The 2,800-nt window shown below is 46.1% G+C and carries 3 protein-coding genes and 1 pseudogene; 1 reads left to right on the top strand and 3 read right to left on the bottom strand.

Annotation, left to right across the window (positions count from 1 at the left end; genetic code table 11):
• Positions 1–61: 61 nt before the first annotated feature.
• Positions 62–493 (bottom strand): hypothetical protein, encoded by a 432-nt coding sequence (locus ACJ2PR_RS35535; RefSeq protein WP_446880588.1) that lies wholly within the window; start codon positions 491–493, stop codon positions 62–64.
• 300 nt (positions 494–793) lie between these two features.
• On the opposite strand from ACJ2PR_RS35535, the gene ACJ2PR_RS35530 reads away from it, so the two are divergent.
• Positions 794–1,090, top strand: coding sequence for a hypothetical protein (locus tag ACJ2PR_RS35530; protein WP_446867431.1), 297 nt, complete (start codon positions 794–796; stop codon positions 1,088–1,090).
• 240 nt (positions 1,091–1,330) lie between these two features.
• On the opposite strand, the gene ACJ2PR_RS35525 is transcribed toward ACJ2PR_RS35530, so the two are convergent.
• On the bottom strand, positions 1,331–2,245 hold the full coding sequence (locus ACJ2PR_RS35525) for a class I SAM-dependent methyltransferase (protein WP_446880587.1): 915 nt from the start codon (positions 2,243–2,245) through the stop codon (positions 1,331–1,333).
• 97 nt (positions 2,246–2,342) lie between these two features.
• Positions 2,343–2,744: pseudogene (locus tag ACJ2PR_RS35520) on the bottom strand (LOG family protein); the annotation flags it as partial.
• Positions 2,745–2,800: the final 56 nt, after the last annotated feature.

Genomic DNA, 2,800 nt, shown 5'->3' with positions numbered 1-2,800 from the left:
TGCCAAACTTTAGCTCAATCTGCTGACCTTGCTCAAAAATGGGCGAACCGTGAGTCATTACTCAGGTCTGCTGATTGTCGTCAAGCATCTTTTGGAGGAGCGATCGCCGTTTGGCTCTCAAGCGGGCGGCTTCGAGTTCTTGAGATTCTTCGGAGAGAATTTCTAGCTTTTTGAGCCACCATTGCAAAAGGTTAGGAAATTTGATGGTTTCTTGAGACGCTTCGAGCAGTTCTATCGCACGATCGTGACAGGGAATGGTTTGCACAAAACAAGCGGCGGGTTGTTGCATCAACAGATTAGCTTGTTCTCGCATTTTTTTGCGAATACCCGTTGCACTGAGTTTTAGACAAACCGAACAAATATCTCCTTGTAGGAGACTGCGATCGCTATATAAAAGAGTGCGAATTTTGCCTGTAAAGAAAGGTTCTCGGCAAACGGTGCAAACTAATTGATCGGGGCAAGTAGTCAACTTACGCTCAAGGCAAATTCTCATTTCTGTCTCGGATCTGAGGTAAAAATTTGTTCTCTCTAAATCTCAAACTAACGAATGATGACACCTATTTTTTTGATATTTTGCAATTCTAAATATTAAAAAAAATCACTACTTATGTAGAGAATTGTAAACACAAGCAGCAGGGTGATCGAGAATCCACGCCATGACAACCAAGAGTCGTCCAAACCTCAAAACTTTTCTCGTCTAACTGCAACTCAAATCACAATCAGGGTGCCCCAAATTGATACGCTAAAAGAAAGCAGACTACCCGCCTTTACGTCATCTTGTATTCAAAGCGCCATGAAACCGCCCCTGTCTAGAGACGAAATTTTGCATCTTATTGACCACTGCTGGATGGTTGAAGATCCTGACAAAGACGAACATGCCTTTTTGTTTCGGATGATTCAAGAAAAACATCGGGCCCAATTTGAGCAGGCATTTCAAGAAACCGCCCCTGAAGCGCACGAGGCGTTTAGCCAACGTCTGAACGAATTAGCAGAACAGCGCGATCGCTCCGAACAAATTCTCTACTGGCTCTACCGAGATTCAGAACTGCGTAAACAGGGCAAAACGCTGCCTGATCAATGGGAACAGTAGTCTGCTCAAAGCTAACAAAACCAGGCGACTCTCAAAATCTCTCATTTCACAAAATCTCTCTCATTTCAACCGTTGGTCGTGCATTTTGGCTCAACCCCTACAGATAACGGTTTTGTTTAATTCACGTTTGTTTAATTCACGATCCTTAGCGAATTAGCGACAGGTGAGTAGTGATTATCAATGTGATTGGTTGATCAGTTCACTGGTAATGTTCATTCTAATCTGTTACTGATTAAACTTTTATCTGTTTGGAAGTTTAGAAACGGGTTGGCGCTGGGCTGTGAGGTTGTAATTTGCGATCGCTCTTCCCGTTCTCACTTCCGCAACTCCTTTCAGCATGTCTGCATTCACCTGACCGTTGAATCGAATGTTAACGTCTTGTCCGTTGATTGGTTGACGCTGCTCAAAACTAATGCGATCGCCATTCACCAATACTCGCGGAATGCTGATTCGTTGTCCCCCCAAATCAACCGTCGCCCGCACGTTTTGAAACGTCTGATCGACCTGCACTTGATAGGTTTGTGGCGACCCTGATTGAGTAGAAACGCTGCCCTGCCAGGTGCCCGAAACGATTGCTGGAATTACCCAAAGAAAAATTGTGCGCGGCCGCCCGCCATCCTGGACGAGAATGGTACGATCGGGTCGCCAATCGCCCATGCCAAAAGCGTGAGAGACAACGCGAGTGCCGGGTTTGAGTTCGCTCAGAAGTTTGGGCCGTAGTTCTAAGTTAATTTTGGGCAACAGATAGAGCGTGACGACAGAGGCTTCTTGAAAGTTGGTTTTGAATAGATCTTGCTGAAGAAACTGAACGCGATCGCTCACCCCTGCCTGTTTTGCATTCTCATTACTTTTGTTGACTAATCCTGGATTGATCTCAACTCCAACGCCGCGTTTCGCTCCAAACTTCTGCACGGCCGTAATCACCAATCTGCCATCTCCTGAGCCGAGGTCATACACGACATCATTAGCGGTGACATTTCCGATTTTTAGCATCTCCATCACCACCGATTCGGGAGTCGGAACGTAGGGCACATCCGGTTTAATGGGGACGGGTGTCGGAGTCGTCTGAGCGTGAATAAGGGGGGTCGCAAGCAAGGAAAACGACACAAACACGCCTAACGCCAGCTTCTTTCGCATTGCGATCGCCATAAACATCTTGATTCTTCTAGCGTTTTAATCTCATCAACTCATCTATCTCAATATAGATTTTCGAGTTTTATAAAAGCACTCTGTCCAGTGATGAGCGTGCTATTTAAGATTCAGTATCTTGTGTAATCCATTTGGCTACACTTTGGGGTTTGTAGGTTTCCATTAGCGTTAATAAAGATTGGGGGTCAGAGGATTCTAGAACGAGCGATCGATGTATAGAGCGCACCAGTTTCTCATTAACGGCGTGATCAAAGAAGGCCAGCAACGCATCGTAATAGCCTTCGATATTCAGCAGTCCGTGTGGTTTTTGATGTAGCCCCAACTGCGCCCAAGTCAACACTTCGCAGAATTCTTCCAGAGTGCCATATCCACCGGGCAGCGCGATGAATCCGTCAGATAGGCGGGCCATCAGGGCTTTGCGATCGTGCATTGAGTTCACCACATGCAGCGCCGTCAAATTCTGATGAGCCAGTTCTTTGTCCACTAAGAATTTAGGAATGACTCCATTGACATACTCACCGTCCTAAAGGAGCGGTGATTCTTGACGCTTCGCCGACTGAT

The sequence above is a fragment of the Phormidesmis sp. 146-33 genome, assembly GCF_052939515.1.
Note: the sequence above shows the minus strand (reverse complement) of the source record. Positions and strands in the feature narration are given on the sequence as shown.

Coding starts and splice junctions, on each gene's coding strand:
- ACJ2PR_RS35535 (WP_446880588.1), bottom strand. CDS start 493: ATGAGAATTTGCCTTGAGCGTAAGTTGACTACTTGCCCCGATCAATTA.
- ACJ2PR_RS35530 (WP_446867431.1), top strand. CDS start 794: ATGAAACCGCCCCTGTCTAGAGACGAAATTTTGCATCTTATTGACCAC.
- ACJ2PR_RS35525 (WP_446880587.1), bottom strand. CDS start 2,245: ATGTTTATGGCGATCGCAATGCGAAAGAAGCTGGCGTTAGGCGTGTTT.